Consider the following 16,086-nt stretch of genomic DNA (forward strand, 5'->3'; position numbering starts at 1 on the left):
TCCTCAGGGCTTAGGCCTAGTGTAGACATCTCACCCAGCCAGTGACCGTTTAGCGCAGACGCTTCGCCAAGGCCCGCCCGGTAGCCGTATCTTTTTCTGCCAGTTGAGCAGGTGAAACCTCCGCTAGGATGCGACCTCCAGCAGCTCCCGCACCAGGGCCCAGCTCGACGACGCGATCCACTCGCGCCAAGGCCTCCAGATTGTGCTCAACAATGACGACGGTGGCGCCATCGTCGACAAGCGCTTCCAATTTATCCAACAACTTGGCGCTATCGTGCGGATGCAGCCCCATGGTTGGCTCATCGAGAACATAGAGGCTCGACTTTTTATGCACCCGCTGCAACTCGGTCGCCAACTTGATGCGCTGGGCCTCACCACCCGACAATTCCGGCGCACCCTGACCCAACCGGAGATAACCCAACCCCAGCTCGTCCAACACCTCGAGGGCGCGGATCACCTGCTTGATCTGGCTTTCATCTGGATGGTTGGTGTTCGGGGCCGAGGCATTGGTGTCAGGCGAAATCAGCCCACGGAAGAACTCCATGGCCTCGGCAACCCGCAACCGTAAGATATCGGCGACTGTGCGATCGTGCCAGCGCACCGACAACGCCTCGTCATTGAAGCGCCCGCCCTGACACCGCGGACACACCGTGTACGTGCCCGGCAAAAACACCAACTCAACCTCGATGTGGCCCGCCCCGGAGCATTCCGGGCACTGCCCCTTTTTCGTGTTGTAGGAAAACCGCGAAGCATTCCATTTCTTGGCATCGCGACCATCCCGGCGCGCCTGCGCGGCAAAGATACTCCTGATGCGATCGAATATGCCGGTGTAGGTTGCCAGCGTCGAGCGCGGGGTACGACCAATCGGTTTCTGAGTGATCATCACGACGCGGCTGAGATCTGGGTGCTCCGTTGCTCGCTTGGCGACGACGTCCGTCACCAGCGTTGACTTGCCCGAACCGGAGACTCCAGCAACCGCCGTGAACTGGCCCAGCCCGACTTCAAGATCCAGCTGGCGCAGGTTGCGGTGGTTGATCCCACGCAGTTCGAGGTGGCCAGTGGCCGTTCGCGGAGCATCGGCGAGGGTAAGTTCGCGGTGTGCCAGGGCACGGGCCGTGGGAGCGGCAGTTGGCCCAGAATCAGACTCTGCAGCCGACTCTGCATCCGGTTCTGCTGTTGACGCGCCAGCCCTAGTGGCGTCGACAAGCTCTTGGGGCGGGCCAGCATAAACCACCATGCCTCCCCCATCGCCGGCATATGGGCCAATATCAATGAGGTAATCGGCAGCAGCCACAAAATCCATGTCGTGCTCGACGACGAACACATTATTTCCGGCCGCCAACAGCCGACGGATGACGGTAAGCACGGCAGCGCGTTCTTGCGGATGCAGGCCAGCGGTGGGTTCGTCGAGAATATAGGTCACGCCGAACAGCGAGCTATGCAGCTGGGATGCCAGGCGTAGGCGCTGCAGCTCACCCGCCGAAAGAGTCGGTGCGGCACGATCCAAACTCAGGTGGCCGAGCCCGAGTTCCAGGGCTGCAGCTAGCGGCGGGATGATCTGGGTGAGCAACAGGGCTTCGGCGTCATCTTGGGCAGTGCGGCTGGGCCCGGCCTCGCCAGCGCCTAGTTCTTCTTGCCGCCGGCACAAGGCCGCATGCAGCGATTCCAACGACCACGAGTTCAACTCATTAATCGCCACCCCTAGGTAGCGCACCTGCAAAGCAACCGGCTGCAGCCCCGCGCCGTCACAATTACTGCAGGTATGAGACTCCAGGAACGACTCAGTACGACGACGCAGCGAATCCGACTCCGTCTCACGCAGGGTCTTATACAGATATTCCGCGACGCTGCGCCAGGTGCCCTGATAGGTCCGCTGGATCTGGTCAGCACCACGGTGCGGCACGATCTCGACGACGGGGCGCTCACGGGTAAACAGGATCCATTCGCGGTCGGCGTCGGCAAGCTCGCGCCACGGCCGGTCGATGTCATAGCCTAAGGCTTCGAGAATATCGCGGAAGTTCTTCCCAGCCCACGCCCCAGGCCAGGCCGTGATCGCACCGTCGCGGATGGACATCTCCGGTTCATGCACCATCGAAGCTTCCGTGGCGACGAATTTCGTGCCCGTACCGCGGCATTCCGGGCACATGCCCTCGGCGGTATTCGGGCTGAAAGAATCAGAATTCAGCCGGGTAATGGGCTCGGTTGTCTCCCCGTCCGGGGTGTGCGCACCAGAGGCACCGTCGGTAGGAGCGACCCCGTCGGCAAGCCTGCTGTAGTCGCCACACCGGGAATACAGCAGCCGAACGATGTTCGACGTGGAGCTAATAGTGCCGACCGTTGAACGCGCCCCCGGTGCGGTGGTCTGCTGTTGCAGCGCCACGGTTGGCGAGAGGCCTTCTACGGAACCCACCTGCGGATCCGTGGCCTGGCTGATCAGCCTACGCGCGAACGGGGCCACCGACTCCAGATAACTACGTTGGCCTTCGCCGTGAATCGTGCCGAAAGCCAACGAGGACTTACCCGAACCACTGATTCCCGTAAACGCCACCAGCTTGCCATGCGGGATGGTCACATCAATGTGGCGCAGGTTGTGCAGGTGGGCGTCGTGAATATGTACGGCGGTCGGGACCTGGGTAGCGGTGGGGCCGGGTGCAGGGGCTGGTTCACGGGAAGAAGGCATACCCTCCAGTCTAAGGGCTGCAGCATCATCACGCAGATTGCACGCAGGCTGCTCTAGGTCGCGACCTAGATAGATATGCGCAGGCCAGAGGCGTGCAAATAACGTGGCCAGAAGTGAGCAAATAACAACGCCCAACACGCTACCCGCTTGCTTGTCGACGAAGACTTCCGGGCCGTGGCCCATCGACGGTTCGTACACAGGTCAGTGGCAGTAACCTGCCGGACAGTAACCTTCCGACGGTTAGCGCCCGGCCTGCTGCAGTTCGCGATAGGCCGCACGCAACCGGTCCAACCACCAATCACGGGTAGCGCCATCCGCGGCCAACGCAGCCAAGCGATCAGCATCCGGCGTCACCGGCGCGGTCGGAAGCATGCCGTCGACAAGCGTGCGCGGAGCTGCGACATCCTCAAGAAACAACGATCCCGTCGCCAAGCCAGCCGGGGCCGGGGCAACGTCAATCTCCTCGTCGTCATTGAGCTTCGGCAAACTCGCCACCGCCGCCAACCCAGCATTAATCCCGACCGCGCTATCCAAAGCCGAAGCGATCGTGACATCCATGTGGCGCGCGCGCAGATCCGCACTCAGCTGCAACACCCGGCGCACCCCACCCAGCGGGGCAACCTTGACGACGGCCACATCCGCCGCCTGCAAATCCGCTACCCGGTACGGATCTTCCACCCGCCGGATACTCTCGTCAGCCGCGACCCGGACGAAGATCCCGCGGCGCATCAGCTGGCTGCGCACCTCCGCCAGCTCCTCCGGAGTGGCGCACGGCTGCTCAACATAATCCAATGGCGCCAAAGCCGAGACCGCCTCGATTGCCTGTTCCACCGTCCACGCGCCGTTGGCATCCACGCGGATGCGCGCGCCCGGCACGCCCGCGAGCTCATCGCGAACCGCGGACACCCGGGCGATGTCGTCGGCAAGCGCTGCCCGGAAATCCTTACCCGGCTCGGCTACTTTCACCTTGACGCAGCGCGCACCCGGCATGCGGGAAAGCACCTCGGGCACACGGGCGGGATCGACGGCGGGAACCGTGGCATTGACCTCGATATAGTCCCGCTGTGGGGTAGGAAATCCCTGGTAGGCGGCCTCGAGACCAGAGCGCAGCCACGGCGCGGTCTCACGGACGGAGTAATCGGCAAACGGGGCGAATTCTCCCCAACCAGCTGGACCGTCGACAAGCACCACCTCGCGCTGGTGCAGGCCGCGGAACTTCACCGCCATGGGCAAGGAAACGACGTGGGCGCGCTCGAGAATATCGTCGAGGGGCGGCAGCCCGCCTGGGGTAGGAAGCCCGCTTGGGGTAGGCAGATCATCGTGTTCGGAAAAAATCATGCACCTAAGCCTAGCTAGACTGAAGGGCATGAATACCACCCCTCACCATCCAGACAACAGCGACGGCGCGGTCAGCTCAAGTGGCGCGGCGCACTCCGCCAACCCAAACAGCGAGGCCAACCCGTTCGACCCCAGCCAATGGCACACCGTCGACGGATTCGCCGACTTGACCGACATCACCTACCACCGCCACGTAGGCAACACCCGCCGCGACGGAATCGTGCGCATCGCCTTCGACCGCCCCGAAGTGCGCAACGCGTTCCGCCCGCACACCGTCGACGAGCTCTACCGGGCACTCGACCACGCCCGGCGCAGCCCCGACGTGGGCACGGTGTTGCTGACGGGCAACGGGCCGTCGCCGAAAGATGGCGGTTGGGCCTTCTGCTCCGGTGGTGACCAGCGGATTCGGGGGCGCTCCGGCTACCGTTATGCCACTAGCCATGATTCGGACGTCACCGGTGCCGATGAATCCGGCGTCGATGCCGCACGGGAGAAGGTCGAAGGCGGGCGGCTGCACATCCTGGAAGTCCAGCGGCTGATTCGCACGATGCCGAAGGTAGTCATCGCGGTGGTCAACGGTTGGGCTGCCGGTGGCGGGCACTCGTTGCACGTGGTCTGCGATTTGACGATCGCCTCCCGCCAGCATGCGCGGTTCAAACAGACCGACGCCGACGTGGGCAGCTTCGATGCCGGTTATGGTTCTGCGTACCTGGCGCAGATGGTGGGGCAGAAAAACGCCCGCGAGATCTTCTTCTTGGGCCGGGCTTACGATGCCACGCACATGATGAAGATGGGGGCGGTCAATATCGTCGCCGACCACGCTGAGTTGGAAGCCGAGGCCATCCAGGCGGCGCGCGAGATCAACTCCAAATCGCCGACGGCGCAGCGCATGCTCAAATTCGCTTTCAATCTTGCCGACGACGGCTTGGCCGGCCAGCAGGTCTTTGCCGGGGAAGCCACCCGGCTGGCGTATATGACCGATGAGGCTGTGGAAGGTAAAGAAGCGTTCTTGGAAAAACGCGACCCGAATTGGGAGGAGTTTCCTTATTACTACTAGGTCTCCGGGGGGTGGGAGGGGCCCGGTAACTGGCCCTGGCTCCGGCGTCGGTGCTGGCTCTGCTGCCGGATCTAGCCCTGGCATTAACCCACATTCTCGCCCACACCCTGTCCTCACCGCACTTCCGGTCCGGCTCGACGATCCCGGCGCGATTCTCGACGACCTCGAAGCCGCCATCGCTGGCCAAGCGCACTACCTACCAGTCCCCGCTGACGACCGCGCGCGGGCGCAGCTGCTGTATTCCTCGCAGCGCGTCGGCCAGCCCATCGATCCCGACATCGCCCTGGTCGTACCCACCTCGGGTTCGACGGGCACCCCGAAAGGCGCGCAGCTGACGGCCGCGAATCTGGTGGCTTCGGCCGATGCGACCCACCAGGCACTCGGCGGACCCGGGCACTGGCTGCTGGCCTTGCCTGCCTATCACATCGCGGGAATCCAAGTGCTGGTGCGCAGCCTAGTCGCCGGGGTCGATCCCGTGTGTCTGGATCTTTCCCATGGCTTCCGCATCCCCGAATTTGCTGCCGCCGCCGAATACTTAGATCACGCCCGGGACGGGAAACGCCCAGGTAGTCGCGAACCCATGTACACGGCGCTGACCCCCATGCAGCTCGATAAAGCCGTCGACACGCTCGAAGGTATCACCGCGCTGCGCCGCTTCGACGCGATCCTCATCGGCGGGGCCGCACTCAACCCACAACTGGCGGAATCTGCGCGCAAGCTGGGCATCAACCTCGTCACCACCTACGGCAGCGCCGAAACCGCAGGCGGCTGCATCTACGACGGGCGCCCCCTGGCATGCAGCTCCGTCGCAGTGGAATCTGGGCGCATCATGCTCGGCGGGGCGACCATCGCCGCGGGCTACCGCAACATGCCGGGCCACGAAGCTTTCGCCCACCCCGACTGGCCCGGCTGGTTCGCCACCTCCGATGGCGGGCGCATCACCGACGGGCGCCTGGAAGTCACCGGCCGCTTGGATGCCGTCATCACCACCGGGGGCCTGAAGGTGCACCCAGAAGTCATCGAAAATGAGCTCCTGGCCGTTCCTGGGGTCACTGGAGCTTGCGTCGTCGGGGTCGAAGATCGCCGCTTCGGCCAAGCCATCATGGCCGCTTATGAGGGAACCGCCGAGGTGGGCGACATTTTCGATGCGCTCTATGAGCTGCCCCGCTGGCAACTGCCGAAGGAGCTGCTGCGCGTCGAGGAACTGCCCCGCACCTCCCTGGGCAAACTGCACCGGGATGGTGTCGCGGAGTTGTTCCGGCGGCGCGGCTAGTCTTTGTCGATAAACCGCAAATGCTTGTCGACGTAACGCTGCCCAGCCACCGGATGGGTCTCCAAGAGATTATCCAGCAACTGGCGATCGTCGTCGGCAAGCTGCAGATTGGCGGCGGCCAGGTTCTCGCGTATGCGCGCCGGGTTAATACTGCCTGGTAATACCAGCATGCCGGCTGGGTGCTGCGCGCCGCGATCCAGCAACCAGGCCAAAGCGAGCTGGGCGGCGGTGGCATCGTAGCGGCGGGCGATTTCTGCAATCCGCTCAGCGTTGCGCTGGTTTTGCGCGAAATTCTGCGGGTGCAACCGTGGGCTGTTGGACTCCGCATTTGGTTCGCTCACCTGACCCGAGAGCATCCCTTTGGCCAGTGGACTGTAGGCGATAAAACCGATGCCTAGCTCGGCACAGGTTGGCAGCACGGATTCTTCCACGCCTCGCGACCACAGCGAATATTCGCTCTCGACGGCCGTGACCGGGAACTCGCGGTGGGCCCGGGCGATGGTAGCGGCGGAGGCCTCACACAAACCGAAATGGGCAACCAGGCCTTCGTCGACAAGCTCGCCAACGGTTCCGGCGACCTCTTCGATGGGCACCTGCGGGTCAACGCGGTGCTGCATGAACAAATCGAGGCGCTCGACGCCCAGGCGGTGAGCCGATTCCTTAGCGACGCGACGGATGGTCTCCGGGCGAGAATTCACCTCGCCGGTGGGTTGGCCGTTCTCGATATTCCAGCCGAATTTGGTGGCGATCGTGGGGCCGGCGGCCCGGGCACTGGGCTGGGCAGTAGTCTCGGCAGTGGTCTGGGCAATGGTCTCGGCAGTGGTCTGGGCAATGGTCTCGGCAAACGCGTCGCCAAGCAACTTTTCACCGGTGTACGGGCCCTGGATCTCGGAGGTGTCGAAGAAATCCACGCCCCACTCGGCGGCGGTGCGCAGCACCTCGATCATTTCCGCGCGGCGGGGCGAATCCGGGTAAGAGTGCGGGGTCATGCCGGTACAGCCCAGCCCAATCGGGAACACGCGTAGGGGCTCGGTTGCGCTAGGTCGCGAGTTGCCGAGGGTCACCAGATGGGGTTGCTGTGGCTGTGCTGGATCCGAATGTTTTTCGCTCATACTTGCCAGTCTAGGGCTGTCGTCGCTTAGCCCGCAGTCCCGCGAGGTCGCGAGTTACAACCAAAACAGCACGCCAGGGCCCTGCTGCACACCCACCCCATTGACAATTGTGAATGCCAATCTCCATAGCGCACAATGAATACATGAGCGCTACAACATATTCGGCCACTCCCCGCGATTGGATCCAGGCGGCACGCCCGCATACGTGGCCGAATGCGTTCGCACCGGTTTTGGCCGGAACCGGCGCTGCGATGTATCAGAATTCGGGCGGATTTTTCGCGTTCTTGTTGGCGCTGATCGTAGCTTGGGCCTTGGTGATCGGGGTCAATTACGCGAACGATTATTCGGACGGGATTCGCGGCACTGACGACGAACGCACCGGCCCCACCCGGTTGACCGCCAGCAAGTTGGCGCGCCCAGCGGCTGTGAAAAAAGCCGCGTTCATCTCCTTTGGCGTCGCCGGCGTTGCAGGTCTCATCCTGGCGCTGCTCTCAGCCTGGTGGCTGCTCCTGGTCGGCGCGTTCTGTCTGGCCGGGGCGTGGTTTTATACCGGCGGCAAGCGCCCTTACGGTTACCGGGGGCTCGGTGAGGTCGCAATCTTCATCTTCTTCGGGCTGATCGCCGTGCTGGGAACGGAATATACCCAAGCCGGTGCTGTATCCGAACTCGGCATTGTGTTGGCCATCTCCGTGGGAGCGATGTCCTCGGCGGTGAATCTGACCAACAACATTCGCGACATCGCCACCGACAAGCCAGCGGGCAAACGCACCCTAGCGGTGATCCTCGGAGATTCGCTTTCACGCAAGCTCTACACCGTGTTGCTGATTGTGCCCTATATCGTGACCTTTTTGGTCGGCGTTTTCGCTTTCCCTGCCACCTGGATCGCGTTTATTTCCGGTTACTGGGCTCTCAAGGCGCTGCACCGCGTCCATTCCGGGGCGCGCGGGGTGGAGCTCATCGCCGTGCTGGCGCTGACTGGCCGCACAATGGCCTTGTGGTCGGTGCTGATGTTTGCGGCACTGGCATTGGCCTAGCCTGCGAGCTATAACGGAATTGACGGCGGAAGCAAGCCCACAGGGAGGGCACATATGGCGGGTGTGATCACCGCATTCACAATCATTTTGTCGATCATCGCGGTCGGCTACGGCCTTTCCAAGTTCGGCGTCATCGGCAACGACTCCCAACGGCTGGTGCTCAACAAAACTGCCTTTTATGCGGCCACCCCCTGCCTGCTGTTTTCCTCGCTCGCAACCTCCGACCCGCAAACGCTATTTTCTCCGGTGCTGGCTGCCGTCGTCGCCTCCAGCTTGCTCACCGGCGCCAGCTACATCATCGCCTCCCGGCTGTTTTTCCCCAACGATGTGCCGACGACCACCATGGGCGCGGCGTCATCTTTCTATTTCAACTCAGTCAACATTGGGCTGCCCGTCAGCATCTACGTCGTGGGTGAAGCGAGCTGGGTGATTTCCATTCTGATGCTGCAGATGGTGTTTTTCACGCCCTTCATCTTGGCCGCACTCAGCGACGGCCATGGGCGCACCCGCAGCGCCAAAATCTTCGACGGTATCCGGTCTGGCTTTAGCTCTCCCCTGGTACTCGCGGGAATCGGCGGCATGGTCGTCGCTCTCACCGGCCTGGAAATCCCCGAGGTTGTGCTCGAACCCATCTCGATTATCGGTGGCGCATCCATCCCGATGATCTTGATCAGCTTCGGTGCTTCGCTGACATCAATTCACATCCTGGACGACCCAGCCGATCGCCCAGCCGTCATCACCGCCACCGCCATGAAGCTCGTGCTCATGCCGTTATTTGCCTGGTTAGCTGGCATGGCCTTGGGGCTTTCCGACGACCACCTCTACGTCGCCGTCATCCTCGCATGCTTGCCGACGGCGCAAAACGTCTACAACTACGCCGCAACCTACCAAAAAGGCCTGGCCGTTACCCGCGACACCGTATTCTTGACGACGTTCGCTTCTCTGCCCGTCATGGCCGTCGTAGCGGGGATTTTCGGCGGTTAGCGCGCTTGTTGGCGGCTGGCTAGGTCAATCTAGCGGCCGGTGCGCGTCTGCTAATGACCAGCCGGGACGTCTGGCTACCGTCCGGCCAGTTCTCGGTTGACCCACTCCTTGCGTGCCTTGCGCTGCTGCGCCAGCTTGGCGACGGCCTGTGTGGTTTCAATCCGGAGTTTTTTGAAGATCAACATCGACAGCGGCAGCGCCACCAACAGAGCCAGAAGCGCAGACACCACCAACGGCACTTGTGCTCCGATGAGGACTGCCAACGCCTGAATCACGATGGTAAGCCCCAGGAAAAGCCCCAAACGCGCGCCCCCGTATTTCAGCATCGCGCGGCTCGCTTGTTTGCGAGTTTGCGGGTCAAGCTGGGGCTCTTCGCTCGGTGCTGAGTCGCGCAAAGATTCATCGCGGGAAGTCATATTTGCGTGATCGCCGGCGTTCGAGCTGCTGCTGGCTGCACCGGCACCATTTGGATCGGTACCATCCGGAGTGCCGAGCTGCCTGTCGGCCTGGCTGCCGGTTCGTGCGCCATTGTTGTCTGGTTGATTAGTCACAAGGTTCATCCTAAATCGCCCCAATCGTGCCGTAAAATAGTGCGTATGGGAAAGCTGATCTTATTAGCTCTAGTTGTCTTGGCCGCTGTCTTGGTATGGAAGGCCTTTGGCCCAGCTTCATGGAACCAGAACCGCCAGGCGACCTCTTCGGCTCAACGACCTGCCATCAAAGGTCCAGATGATGATGAAGAGTTCCTATGGAACATCGAGAAAAACCGGTTCAAGGAACGTCGTCGGCAAGAACAAGAGCAACAGCGCCAATCTCGTGAACGTGGCCGTGAACAGGGCGACGCGAAGGAATCGGGTCAAACAAAGGGGTCAGGTCAAACAAAGGGTTCAGATAACCCGAAAGATCCTGGCAATCCAGACGATAAGAAAACCAACGGCCAATAAAACCGCCGCAGCCGGGCCAACTAGCGGCCTGCCACCGGCGGCCTGCCACCTGGCACTTGGTCGTTGGGCCACCCAGCTAAATGCCCACTCCCCAGCCCGAAAAACGGACACATTTCCTGCTACTTAACCCTTAAAGACGCTGAAGGACCTTAAAACGCCGAAAGACTTTAAAGACGTCAAAGAACTTTAAAGACGTTGAAGCGTTGAAGGCTACGTCAACCCAGCGTAAGAGTGCAGCCCCGAGACCACCATATTGATGAAGAAGAAGTTGAAGATCATTGTCGCCAAGGCCACGATGTTGATCCATGCCGCACGCATCGCACGCCACCCGGCGGTTGCACGAGCGTGCAGGTAGGCGGCATAGAGGATCCAGGAGATCAGTGACACGGTTTCTTTCGGGTCCCAGTTCCAGGGCCGTCCCCACGCGGCTTCGGCCCAAATCGCGCCCAGCACGATTCCTAAACCAAGCACGGGCAACGTCACGATGGCCGATTTATATGCCAGGCCATCGAGCTTCTTCGCGCTCGGCAATGGCTTCACTATTGCCCCGAGGATGCCACCGCGTTCCTGACCCTTGGGCTGCCAACGTCGCAATAAATACAACAGCGACGCCATGCCCGAAACCATGCCGATGGAACCGCCCAACACAACGATGCCGACGTGGATCGGCAACCAGAACGACCGCAGCGCCGGCACCAAAGGTGCAGACTCCGCATACAGCTGCGAACCGCCGACGAACATCAAAATGACCACCGGGATCATCAACCACGGCCACAACACTCGCCATTCCTGGCGTTGGCTGATCACGATCGCGGCGACGACCATGGTGAGCAGTGTCAGCATGAGCGAGTACTCATACATATTGCCGAACGGAAAACGACTAGTAGCCATACCGCGTGTGAGCACGGTACCGGCGTGGATGATAATGCCCAGCCAGATCAGCGTCTGCGCCATTCCCGACCACTTGCGGGCGCCGGCTTCGAGTTCTGCAAGCGACTTACTTGGCTTGTCGACGTTCTTGACCCCGGCGGCTTCGCTGCCACCGTCGACAAGCGAATCGCGTGCGGCAGGCCCCGAACTCGCAGGTTGTTCTAGCTCTTGCCCTGCTCGTGCTTGGGAGCTTGCGGCAGTCGCCATTTGCAGCTCGGAATGGGCTTTGTCAGATTCGATGCCAGCTTGTTCGTCCGCCTGCGACTCGGCATTCTCGCGCTGACGACGCGCATCGATAACGCCTTGCACCTTCACATAAAAAACGAGACCGACGATCAGCGCGATCGCATAAATGACAAATGACGTCCGAAACATCAGGTCCGAGAAGTTGGACAACGTGTTATCAGCAAGCATTAATTCACAATTTCCTATCGTGATGTCGACGTTTCCAGCATTGTGCCCGCAGGCTCGCGGGCAGTCTTGGTAGTGCTGGCTGCGTGGGTTGACCAGCACAAAAACTCAGGAAACATTTCCGTTTCAAGTTACCGCAGACCAGCCCCATGCCTCAACTAATGATAGGGCCGACATAATACTTTCGGTTGATTACTGAGGTTAATTACTGCGGTTCGTTGGAGCTAATCCCGGGAATACAACTCGTCTTCTTCTACATCTTCTGGATCGGGCAAACCAAACAGCGTGCGGTAGATCTTATCCAGCTCTTCTCCCCAGCCCGCGCGGTCGGTGCGGGCCAAACCAGCCATCTCGATACCGGTGGTGCCGTCGCCGTTATCGGTAAACCGCACCCAGATCCGGCGACGCTTGATCACCAGCGAACCGACCAGCGAGGCCAACATCACGATCGTCGCGAGCAAAACCCAGCGCTGGAACGGATCGTGCGAAATCTGATAGTTCGCAAACTCCGAGGCCCCATCGAAGGTGAGCTCGGTGCCGTCGTCAAGCGTGATCGACTCGCCAACTTCCAAGTTCACCCGTTCCAGTTTCTGCAACTGGCCACTGTGGATCAAGGTCTGGTCCAGATCAAAAATCGACTGCGCGATACCCGTGTCCAAGCCCGCATCGCCGCGGTACACATCGATGGCCACTGCCGGGTCCCGCATCTCCGGGAACGACGACGTCAACAGCTCGCCAGTTTCACCTTGCCAGTCAGCCGTGGGCGCGAACAGGCCCTGCAGCGCAATCTGGTTCTGGCGGCGCTCATACAGATCCGGATACATCCCAGCCGGCGGGTCAAAACGCATCGCACCCGAAGACAAGAAATTCACCAAATCGTCCGGACGGAACTGCAAAGTCTGGGTACGGGATTCGCCGTTCGGCCACTTCACCGTGAACGTCGGGGCAAAACCGTGGCCCTGCAGATACACGCGATCATTGTTCAGCCGCAGCGGTTCGTTCACGCGCAGCTGGTAATCCTGCCAGGTTTCCGGATCCGAGAAAATATCATCACCGCTGGCATAGGAAACATCCGAACTAAACATTTCAGCCTGGCCGCTCGGCAAATAATCAGCCTGGAAATTGTGAGCAATAAAGCAGAAAGGGTTCAGCCCGGTGCCGTCGAAAAGCGGTCCAGCGCGGAAGGAATCGTAACTAGAAACCGAAGCATTGCAGAACTCCGTCGATTGGTCGACCTGGACCGCATCGTCATAGCTGCCCGACTCGGTCACGATAATGACCTGGCCTTCGTAGTAGACCATGCGGCCAGCAGCCACTGTGATCAAAATGGCGACCAGCGAAATATGGAACAGAAGGTTCGCCAGCTCGCGACCATAGCCGCGCTCCGCAGAGATCGAGGCCTTGCCCGCGCGGTCGTCCTCGGCGCTGAATTCCGCGATCCGCCACCGGCGCAGCAGCCCTAAGGTTTCGGCGCGGGCGTCGGCAAGCGGTTTATCCAGTTGCCCGGTGTGGTGGTGCGGCATCCGATGCAGGTAGCGCGGGGCGCGAGTCGGGCGCGCCTTCCACGCCTTGTAGTGGTCAATGCTGCGGGGAATAATACAGCCGACCAACGACGCCGCCAGCAACGTGAAAATTGCGATGAACCACGAAGACTGGAAGACGTCGAAAAGCTGCAGCGTATCGTAGACTTCGGCCAGTTTGCCGTTATTCTCGATGTACTCGTTGACGTTTTCCTCGTTGAGCGAGCGCTGCGGCAACAACGCTCCGGGCACCGCCGCGATGGCCAGCAGAAACAGCAGCACCAAAGCCGTGCGCATACTCGTCAGCCAGTGCCAGGCTTTTTTCAGCCAGAGCCAGGGCAGCCAGGTTTTGCGCGCTTGCTGCGCTGCCTGGGTCGTCTGCGCTGGTTGCTCTGGTTGCGCGGTTTGGTGCACGGTGGTGCTCCTTACGGGGTCGAGGTGCTGGGGTGCGAGTAGTGGGTCCGGAGTTCGGCTAAATCAACGTCGTCCCATAATCCACGGTCCACTGCCGGATGTAGTTGATGAACTCCGCCCACAAGCCAGTAGCCAGAGCGAGGCCGACGAGGATCATGAGCACACCACCGGTGATCTGGATGGTGCGCGAATTCTTGCGCAGCCAGTCGATCGAGCGCATCGCCTTCGCTGAACCGAGTGCAAACAACACAAACGGCAAGCCCAGCCCCAAACAATAACCAATGATCATGATGGCACCGCGGGCGGCGGTACTGCCTTCTGTGCCTGCCGAAATTGAAATGATCGCCGCCAGCGTCGGGCCCAGGCACGGGGTCCATCCCAGCGCGAACACGCCGCCCAGCAGCGGTGCCCCCGCCCAGGTGCTCCATTTCTTCGGCTGCGCACGAGTATCCCGCTGCAGGAATTTCACGCCGCCCAAAAACACCACGCCCATCAGGATCGTGATGATGCCACCCACCCGCTGCAGGGTTTCCGCGTTGGCGTTGATGGCACTCAAAGCACCAAAAACAGATACGGTGGCCAGCAGAAAAACCACCGTGAAACCGGCGATAAACAGCAGAGAGGCTCCAACCACGGCCCATTGGCGACGCTTGGCGACGCGGACGCCGAACTTCTCATCTGCTTCCACCGATCCCCCGGCCACGCCCGCAAGGTACGAGATATAGCCCGGCACCAGCGGGACGACGCACGGGGAGGCGAAAGACACCAGTCCAGCCAGGGCCGCGGCGAGCACTCCAAGGATCAGCGGACCGCTGGCGGCGGCGTCGGCGAAAGTGGAGGCAGACGAGGCTGCGCCGGTGGTAGCTGCGGCAGTCACGTTAACTACGGCAGTAGCGTCGGCTGCGGTGGTGAAAATGTTCATAAGCTCCATAGGGAAGAACGCCGGCTAGCTTTCGTCGAGAAGCGGCAAAGCTGCATCCAAAATGTCCTGGTCAGTGACCTCGCGCAGGAAAACGGCTGCCGGGCGGTGCTGCTTGTCCAGGATGATGGTCGTCGGCACCACCGAGGTCGGGATACCACCCATCGCTGCCGCAGAACGGAACGGCGGATCATAAATCGACGGGTAGGTCACGCCGTTATCTTTGACGAAATCCTGGGAAATGGTCTGGTTATAATCGCGGACGTTGATGCCCAAAACCGTCCCGCCAGATTCGGTGAGTTTTTCGTGCGCACGTTGCAAGTCATCGACCTCCGCGCGGCACGGGGCACACCATTGGCCCCAGGAATTCAAAACGACGACTTCGCCTGCGAAATCCTCCAGCGAGAGCGTCTCGCCTTCATCCATTAACGACGGGCCGCGCAGGTTCGCGATCGGTTGGCGTTCGGATTCCTCGTAGAAAATCTCGGTCTGGCCACCCGGGGTGTGGAATTCGAAGGTTCCGCCTACATCCGAGACGGCATTCTTATTGGCCTCTTCCGACGCGCACGCCGCAAGTGTCAACGGCAATGCGCTTGCCAACAATACGGCAGTAGCGATCCGGGCAATTTTTGGGGCCCGAGCTGGGACACTACGGGAAGCGGTGCGCGAGACTGCCTGGGCACGTCGGAATGGTCCAAAAGTCGTATTCATAGTGTCCCTAGTATCGCCCAACATGGCAACTGAGCCAAGTCGGGAATTGGGCTAAATCGCGTGTGCCGGGGTCGAGTATCTGATGTCGATGATGTCCTCGCCGCTGAAGATCAGGCTGGTGACCGACGCCAAATCGCACTGCCGGTTCCACGGGGCGTGCGCCAACGCCTGGCCACGGACCGTGCGCTGCACCATCACGATCGGCAGCTGGTGCGAGACCACAATTGCCTCGTGCCCCTCCGCTTTGCGACGAAGATCATGCACCGCCCCCATCATCCGGTCAGCGATATCAACGAACGGCTCACCCCAGGACGGCTCAAGCGGGTTATACATCTTCGGCCAACGAATCGGGTTCCACAATTGCGAGCGCCAGCCTTTGGTGCGCAAGCCCTCGAAGTCGTTACCCGATTCAATAACCTCTGGACACTCGACAATATCGAGGCCAGTAACTTTTGCGATTGGTTGCGCGGTTTGCTGTGCACGCAACAGTGGAGAAGCTGCCAAAACGGCCACATCATGGTCTGCAAAAGACTGTGCGGTTCGGGCTGCCATCGAATGCCCCCGCGAGGACAAATGGTAGCCAGGGATGCGGCCATAAAGAATCTTGCCCGGGTTAAAGACCTCGCCGTGGCGCACCAAATGGACGATCGTCACCGGAATCTCTGAATTCGTTGCGCCCGCTCGGTTGTGCTGGCTCGTCGGGGTCGTGGGCATAGCAGCTCTCCTCATCTTTCAAGGGTTGGCCTGTCGGGGGTTGGC

The 16,086-nt window shown here is 61.1% G+C and carries 14 protein-coding genes; 5 read left to right on the forward strand and 9 right to left on the reverse strand.

What is annotated here, in order from left to right; all coding sequences use genetic code 11:
- Nucleotides 1–49: 49 nt before the first annotated feature.
- Together U1140_RS03155 and U1140_RS03160 are read right to left on the reverse strand one after the other, a co-directional pair.
- A complete protein-coding gene (locus U1140_RS03155) occupies nt 50–2,680 on the reverse strand; it encodes an excinuclease ABC subunit UvrA (protein ID WP_369846007.1) in 2,631 nt (876 codons plus the stop codon).
- A gap of 240 nt (nt 2,681–2,920) precedes the next feature.
- Nucleotides 2,921–4,018, reverse strand: a complete 1,098-nt coding sequence (locus U1140_RS03160) for an o-succinylbenzoate synthase (protein ID WP_369846008.1) — start codon at nt 4,016–4,018, stop codon at nt 2,921–2,923.
- Between the two features lie 28 nt (nt 4,019–4,046).
- On the opposite strand from U1140_RS03160, the gene U1140_RS03165 reads away from it, so the two are divergent.
- Both U1140_RS03165 and menE read left to right on the forward strand, forming a co-directional pair.
- Complete coding sequence (locus U1140_RS03165; protein ID WP_369846009.1) at nt 4,047–5,075, forward strand: 1,4-dihydroxy-2-naphthoyl-CoA synthase; 1,029 nt, start codon at nt 4,047–4,049, stop codon at nt 5,073–5,075.
- Nucleotides 4,999–6,348: an o-succinylbenzoate--CoA ligase gene (gene menE / locus U1140_RS03170; protein ID WP_369846010.1), complete on the forward strand. Its 1,350-nt coding sequence runs from the start codon at nt 4,999–5,001 to the stop codon at nt 6,346–6,348. Before U1140_RS03165 ends, menE begins: the two co-directional genes overlap by 77 nt.
- On the opposite strand, the gene U1140_RS03175 is transcribed toward menE, so the two are convergent.
- Nucleotides 6,345–7,460 (reverse strand): aldo/keto reductase, encoded by a 1,116-nt coding sequence (locus U1140_RS03175; RefSeq protein ID WP_369846011.1) that lies wholly within the window; start codon nt 7,458–7,460, stop codon nt 6,345–6,347. The genes menE and U1140_RS03175 overlap by 4 nt on opposite strands.
- Nucleotides 7,461–7,603: 143 nt before the next feature.
- Between U1140_RS03175 and U1140_RS03180 the strand changes: the two genes are divergently transcribed.
- Nucleotides 7,604–8,494: a 1,4-dihydroxy-2-naphthoate polyprenyltransferase gene (locus tag U1140_RS03180; protein ID WP_369846012.1), complete on the forward strand. Its 891-nt coding sequence runs from the start codon at nt 7,604–7,606 to the stop codon at nt 8,492–8,494.
- A 54-nt stretch (nt 8,495–8,548) separates the two neighbouring features.
- Nucleotides 8,549–9,478, forward strand: a complete 930-nt coding sequence (locus U1140_RS03185; RefSeq protein ID WP_369846013.1) for an AEC family transporter — start codon at nt 8,549–8,551, stop codon at nt 9,476–9,478.
- Between the two features lie 74 nt (nt 9,479–9,552).
- Here the strand turns inward: U1140_RS03185 and U1140_RS03190 are convergent, their stop codons facing one another.
- Nucleotides 9,553–10,029: a DUF4229 domain-containing protein gene (locus U1140_RS03190; protein WP_369846014.1), complete on the reverse strand. Its 477-nt coding sequence runs from the start codon at nt 10,027–10,029 to the stop codon at nt 9,553–9,555.
- Between the two features lie 45 nt (nt 10,030–10,074).
- Here U1140_RS03190 and U1140_RS03195 point away from each other — a divergent pair, with 45 nt between their 5' ends.
- A complete protein-coding gene (locus tag U1140_RS03195; protein ID WP_369846015.1) occupies nt 10,075–10,422 on the forward strand; it encodes a hypothetical protein in 348 nt (115 codons plus the stop codon).
- 210 nt (nt 10,423–10,632) lie between these two features.
- Here the strand turns inward: U1140_RS03195 and ccsB are convergent, their stop codons facing one another.
- The 5 genes from ccsB to U1140_RS03220 form a co-directional block, all read right to left on the reverse strand.
- Nucleotides 10,633–11,766: a c-type cytochrome biogenesis protein CcsB gene (gene ccsB, locus U1140_RS03200; protein ID WP_369846016.1), complete on the reverse strand. Its 1,134-nt coding sequence runs from the start codon at nt 11,764–11,766 to the stop codon at nt 10,633–10,635.
- 221 nt (nt 11,767–11,987) lie between these two features.
- Nucleotides 11,988–13,580 (reverse strand): cytochrome c biogenesis protein ResB, encoded by a 1,593-nt coding sequence (locus tag U1140_RS03205; protein WP_369846051.1) that lies wholly within the window; start codon nt 13,578–13,580, stop codon nt 11,988–11,990.
- 175 nt (nt 13,581–13,755) lie between these two features.
- On the reverse strand, nt 13,756–14,619 hold the full coding sequence (locus tag U1140_RS03210; RefSeq protein WP_369846017.1) for a cytochrome c biogenesis CcdA family protein: 864 nt from the start codon (nt 14,617–14,619) through the stop codon (nt 13,756–13,758).
- A gap of 24 nt (nt 14,620–14,643) precedes the next feature.
- A complete protein-coding gene (locus tag U1140_RS03215; RefSeq protein ID WP_369846019.1) occupies nt 14,644–15,327 on the reverse strand; it encodes a TlpA family protein disulfide reductase in 684 nt (227 codons plus the stop codon).
- 51 nt (nt 15,328–15,378) lie between these two features.
- A complete protein-coding gene (locus U1140_RS03220; protein ID WP_369846053.1) occupies nt 15,379–15,987 on the reverse strand; it encodes a histidine phosphatase family protein in 609 nt (202 codons plus the stop codon).
- Nucleotides 15,988–16,086 lie beyond the last annotated feature (99 nt).

The organism is Corynebacterium drakensteinense (assembly GCF_041224285.1).
Taxonomy (GTDB): Bacteria; Actinomycetota; Actinomycetes; order Mycobacteriales; family Mycobacteriaceae; genus Corynebacterium.

Bases quoted from the DNA above. Each gene is read 5' to 3' on its own strand.
- U1140_RS03155 (WP_369846007.1), bottom strand. From the start codon at position 2,680: ATGCCTTCTTCCCGTGAACCAGCCCCTGCACCCGGCCCCACCGCTACC.
- U1140_RS03160 (WP_369846008.1), bottom strand. From the start codon at position 4,018: ATGATTTTTTCCGAACACGATGATCTGCCTACCCCAAGCGGGCTTCCT.
- U1140_RS03165 (WP_369846009.1), top strand. From the start codon at position 4,047: ATGAATACCACCCCTCACCATCCAGACAACAGCGACGGCGCGGTCAGC.
- menE (WP_369846010.1), top strand. From the start codon at position 4,999: ATGAGGCTGTGGAAGGTAAAGAAGCGTTCTTGGAAAAACGCGACCCGA.
- U1140_RS03175 (WP_369846011.1), bottom strand. From the start codon at position 7,460: ATGAGCGAAAAACATTCGGATCCAGCACAGCCACAGCAACCCCATCTG.
- U1140_RS03180 (WP_369846012.1), top strand. From the start codon at position 7,604: ATGAGCGCTACAACATATTCGGCCACTCCCCGCGATTGGATCCAGGCG.
- U1140_RS03185 (WP_369846013.1), top strand. From the start codon at position 8,549: ATGGCGGGTGTGATCACCGCATTCACAATCATTTTGTCGATCATCGCG.
- U1140_RS03195 (WP_369846015.1), top strand. From the start codon at position 10,075: ATGGGAAAGCTGATCTTATTAGCTCTAGTTGTCTTGGCCGCTGTCTTG.
- ccsB (WP_369846016.1), bottom strand. From the start codon at position 11,766: ATGCTTGCTGATAACACGTTGTCCAACTTCTCGGACCTGATGTTTCGG.
- U1140_RS03205 (WP_369846051.1), bottom strand. From the start codon at position 13,580: ATGCGCACGGCTTTGGTGCTGCTGTTTCTGCTGGCCATCGCGGCGGTG.
- U1140_RS03210 (WP_369846017.1), bottom strand. From the start codon at position 14,619: ATGAACATTTTCACCACCGCAGCCGACGCTACTGCCGTAGTTAACGTG.
- U1140_RS03215 (WP_369846019.1), bottom strand. From the start codon at position 15,327: ATGAATACGACTTTTGGACCATTCCGACGTGCCCAGGCAGTCTCGCGC.